Source organism: Enterococcus sp. C74, assembly GCF_040887125.1.
Taxonomy (GTDB): Bacteria; Bacillota; Bacilli; order Lactobacillales; family Enterococcaceae; genus Enterococcus_B; species Enterococcus_B hirae.
Map to the genome: position 1 here is coordinate 1 of NZ_JBFOFA010000022.1, position 4,568 is coordinate 4,568.

The following is a 4,568-nucleotide window of genomic DNA, read 5'->3' on the forward strand; positions in this document are numbered from 1 at the left end:
GTGATCAGTAGTGGATCGCTCCTTACAATAGTGTCTTTACCATAAACCAGGAAGGGCTTTTGCGACAATGGTTTCTTGAGTGAAAGGATGAGACATGTGTAATTCTAACGCATGGAGCATGAGACGGTTCGCAGGCCGTGTTTGGTAAAGTGGATCGCCGACAATGGGATGACCAATGTGAGAGAGATGGACCCTGATTTGATGGGTACGTCCGGTTTCCAAGACACAGTAAACCTGAGTCTGACCATTCACTACTTGATCAACGGAAACATGTGTGAGAGCCGTTTGACCTTTATGAGGATCTACCACCCGTTTTCTGCGATCGTGCCGATCACGACCGATTTTATCTTTTAAAATCAAATCCTCTTTGATTGTTCCCCAGACAAGTGCTTGGTATCGTCGATAAATCTTCTTTTGTTCCAACATTCTGCCTAGGATAGGTAAAACAAAGGGATTTTTAGCAAATAAAATTGCACCACTTGTTTCTTTGTCCAATCGATGCACGACATAAGGGCGTTGCTCTTTTTTCTTTAAATACGCAGCTAAGTGATTCAATAAAGTATCATTTTCGGTTGGTTCATTCGGATGAGTTTTCATGCCGGCGGGTTTATTGACAATGAGTAAATGATCGTCTTCATATAATGGTTGGACGAAGGAAGATTTACCCAATTGGACTTCTTGGTATTGATAATCAGTTTCTTCAAAACGTAACGTAATATGGTCACCAGCGTGGACTTCAAAATGAAATAAGGCAGGTTCTTGATTGATCCACACATTTTTTCTTATACGTAAAAAGTGGCGGACTTTTCTTGGAACGAGCCATTCTTGTTCTAATAATTCTCGAATGGTGGTTGTTGGCTGAGTGTCAGGTAACGTGATCGTGATTTCCATAAAAATACTCCTTTTAGCAAAAATGCAGCTCTATTGTACCATTTTTAAAACTTATTTAAGAAAAAAGTGACTAATTTCTGATACTTCTTATGCTAAACTATCGTCAAAACTTAAAAAAACAGTTTGCCTACATCTCAAGCAGGAAGAATGAAGAACGTACCTGTGGTAGAATAAGGCGATTCAATCAAATAGACAGGAGAAGAATAAATGGATTTTCAAAGCATTTTAAGTAAAATAAAAGCTGCTTTGATCAGTTTTTGGCATTGGATTAAACCTTATTTAGGGCGATTCCATCGATGGCGAAAACGTATATGGAAAAAGTATCATATCAATAAACTGATCCTATTGATTGGCTTGATCTGTGTATTGATCGTCAGTATCTATCTTTTTATTTTAGCAAAACAGGCAAATGTCTCCACATTAAAATCGGGGCTAAGTCAGTCTACCGTTATCTATGATAAAAAGAATGAAGAAGCAGGCACCCTGTATGCTCAAAAAGGGACTTATGTGGAATTGAATGCAATCTCTCCAGATATCCAAAATGCGGTTATCTCAACCGAAGATCGTAATTTTTATCAGCATCATGGATTTGATATCAAAGGGATCGCTCGGGCAGCAGTTCGGATGGTCCTTTCAGGTGGCACTTCTGGTGGAGGTGGGAGTACAATTACCCAACAATTAGCTAAAAATGCTTATTTGACACTTGATCAAACTTTTGACCGTAAAGCAAAAGAATTATTTTTAGCCATTGAAATTGAAAAGAAATACAGCAAAGAAGAGATTTTGACCATGTATCTCAACAATGCTTATTTTGGAAATGGGGTATGGGGCGTACAAGATGCTTCAAGGAAATACTTTGGGGTAGATGCTAATCAGGTTAATTTAGCAGAAGCGGCAACGTTAGCTGGGATGCTTAAAGGTCCGGGTATCTATAATCCGATCGATCACCCAGAAAATGCAAACAATCGAAAAAACACCGTATTGAGTGTCATGGAAGAAAACGGCAAGATCACGAAACAACAATACCAAACGGAAAGCAAAGTGGATATCAAACAATACGTGAAAGATACGTATGATAATTCGGAATCAGGCTATCGCTATCCTTATTACTTTGATGCCGTGATTGATGAAGCAGTCAATGATTATGGTTTGGATGAAGAAGATGTGATGAACAAAGGATACAAAATCTATACATCACTTGATCAAAATTATCAAAAACAATTAGAAACAACGTATCAAAACAATGCACTATTTCCGGCAAATGCTGCGGATGGGGCGATGGTTCAATCCGCATCAGTCGCATTAGATCCTAAAACTGGTGGTGTTGAGGCGCTGGTAGGGCGACGTGGGGAACATGTTTTCCGGGGATTCAGTTTTGCAACACAAATGAAACGTTCTCCTGGCTCAACGATCAAACCGTTGAGTGTGTATGCACCAGCGTTAGAAGCGGGATACACCCCAGCAAGTATTTTGAAAGATGAACCATTATCTTATTATAAAGCTCATAATTACGACGGAACGTACCGTGGTGAAGTACCGATGTATCAGGCGGTTGCTGAAAGTTTGAATCTTCCTGCTGTATGGTTGCTTCATGAAATCGGTCTTCAAAAAGGTTATGATAAAGCAGAAGAATTTGGATTACCTCTATCGAAATCAGATAAGTATTATGGTTTAGCATTAGGTGGTTTAGCTAAGGGAGTTTCGCCGTTAACGATGGCTGGAGCTTACAGTGCATTTGCTAACGCTGGTAAAATGTACAAACCACATCTGATTACTAAAATCGTGGATTCAACGGGTGCAGTAATTGTTGATAAGACCAATGAAAAACCTAAACAAGTCATTTCAGAAGAAACGGCTAATCAAATGACTTCAATGCTGCTTGGGACTTTTTCTAATGGGACAGCCGTTGCAGCTAAACCGGCTGGTTATACAGTCGCAGGGAAAACAGGAACGACTGAAACTAATTTTGATCCTACCAAAGCTAACGACCAATGGATTGTTGGCTATACGCCTAATGTCGTGATTTCAACTTGGATGGGATATGAAGAGTCTAGTGAATTGCATTATTTAGCAGGAACAAGTGGGAATGTGGTTGGTAAAGTCTTCAAATCGGCCGCAGAAGGCATTCTTCCTTATACCGAGCAAGAGCCTTTCCCTGTAGCAGATGCATATGCTACTGGCGGAAAAGTAGTCCCTGCTGATCAAGTCAATAATAATACGCAAACCAATGAGAACTCAGAACAATGGAAAGAAAATCTGAATAAATACGGGGAACAAGCTAAAGATGGGCTGAAAAATATCGGTGATATGGTAAAAGAAGGCGTAAGAGGTTTAGGTGAAGCTGCGAAAGATCTCTGGCGGAAATATCAAGGACAGTAATCCTATGAAAAACGATAAACAAATGGTACAATAAAACTAAACGATCTATAGAAAAGAGGCTAACTATGTCAAATATTTATGATAGCGCAAATCAAATCGAACGCGAGATTCGCGAATTGCAAGAATTCAAAGCTTTAGAAGAAGCCTATGCAAAAGTTAAAGCAAATGAAGAAGCACATCGTCTATTCAAAGATTTCCAAGCGATGCAAATCGAATTGCAAGAAAAACAAATGAGCGGGCAAGAATTTAGCGATGAAGATGCAATGAAAGCGCAAGAAATGGCAATGAAAATTCAATCAGAAGAAGTGATCAATGATTTGATGCAAAAAGAACAACAATTCAGCACGATCATCAATGACTTGAATCGCATCATCATGACACCAGTTAGAGATTTATACAGCGAATAATTAACGTTGTAGAAAATAATTTAGCCAGAACAAGCAAAAGCAACGTAAAACAAAATTGTTTTGCGTTGCTTTTTTAGTGTGAAGAAATCAGACGGGGATAACTCATAGAAAATTAGCTTATTTTTCATTGTTTAATAAATAATTATTGTTAACCTAGCTATAATAGCTGATTTTGTCTATTATAGAAGCGTAGAAATGTCTATTCAAGTAGTGAATTTCTCTCATATAAAGCAAGGAGGTGGAGCGATGAAACACAAAAAATTTTCTTGGAAAGATTTTTGGGAAATCAGTGGCTCGTATCTTTTCACGATTATTTTGCTACCCGCATTTTATTCTTTAACTACAAATCAGCCATTAACAAATGTTTTTAGCGACCAATATCTGATCGATATTCTTCTCTTGTTTCTTTTTGTGATCTTGCCATTAGCTATTTATAAAGGTGTGCGGTATCGAAAGTAAGATATGAGAGATATTTGATGATTGAGCATGAAAATAGCTAGCCATTGCAGTAATCGTCTGAAGTACCGATGAGTCTAAATAAGAAGATAGGCAACTAAAGTAGGTTAGACCAATAGAGAGAAATAAAGTAAGGTGCTGCTAAAATTAATTTTTAGCTTGACCATTCTTTTTTTTAATGGTAAAGTAATTGACGTTGCTGAAAAAGAGAAAAAGATCGTGAAATTTATTTAGAAAAATTCATTGACATTTACTTTTTAAGGTGATAAGATAACTAAGTCGTAAAAAAATCAATAGCTTACGAAGCTTGATTCTATCGAAAAAAACTTCAAAAAAGTTGTTGACAAATAACAAACGACGAGTTATGATAAATGAGTTGCTGAAACACTTCTGAAAAATGAAGTTAAAAAAACTTTTAAAAAAGAGTTGACAAAC

General features: G+C 37.5%; 4 protein-coding genes. 3 read left to right on the forward strand and 1 reads right to left on the reverse strand.

Translation table 11 applies throughout. The annotated features are described in order from the left end of the window. Positions 1-36 precede the first annotated feature (36 nt). Entirely contained in the window at positions 37-891 is an 855-nt protein-coding gene (locus AB3H93_RS14045; RefSeq protein ID WP_088745702.1) for an RluA family pseudouridine synthase, read from the reverse strand. A 207-nt stretch (positions 892-1,098) separates the two neighbouring features. Here AB3H93_RS14045 and AB3H93_RS14050 point away from each other — a divergent pair, with 207 nt between their 5' ends. The 3 genes from AB3H93_RS14050 to AB3H93_RS14060 all read left to right on the forward strand — a co-directional run bounded on the left by AB3H93_RS14050 (position 1,099) and on the right by AB3H93_RS14060 (position 4,136). Continuing rightward, positions 1,099-3,270 (forward strand): PBP1A family penicillin-binding protein, encoded by a 2,172-nt coding sequence (locus tag AB3H93_RS14050; protein ID WP_034867921.1) that lies wholly within the window; start codon positions 1,099-1,101, stop codon positions 3,268-3,270. A gap of 65 nt (positions 3,271-3,335) precedes the next feature. Further along, positions 3,336-3,677: a YlbF family regulator gene (locus tag AB3H93_RS14055; protein ID WP_010720913.1), complete on the forward strand. Its 342-nt coding sequence runs from the start codon at positions 3,336-3,338 to the stop codon at positions 3,675-3,677. Between the two features lie 246 nt (positions 3,678-3,923). Further along, the gene (locus tag AB3H93_RS14060; RefSeq protein ID WP_010720912.1) at positions 3,924-4,136 is read left to right on the forward strand and encodes a hypothetical protein; all 213 of its coding nucleotides are present in this window, start codon (positions 3,924-3,926) and stop codon (positions 4,134-4,136) included. Positions 4,137-4,568 lie beyond the last annotated feature (432 nt).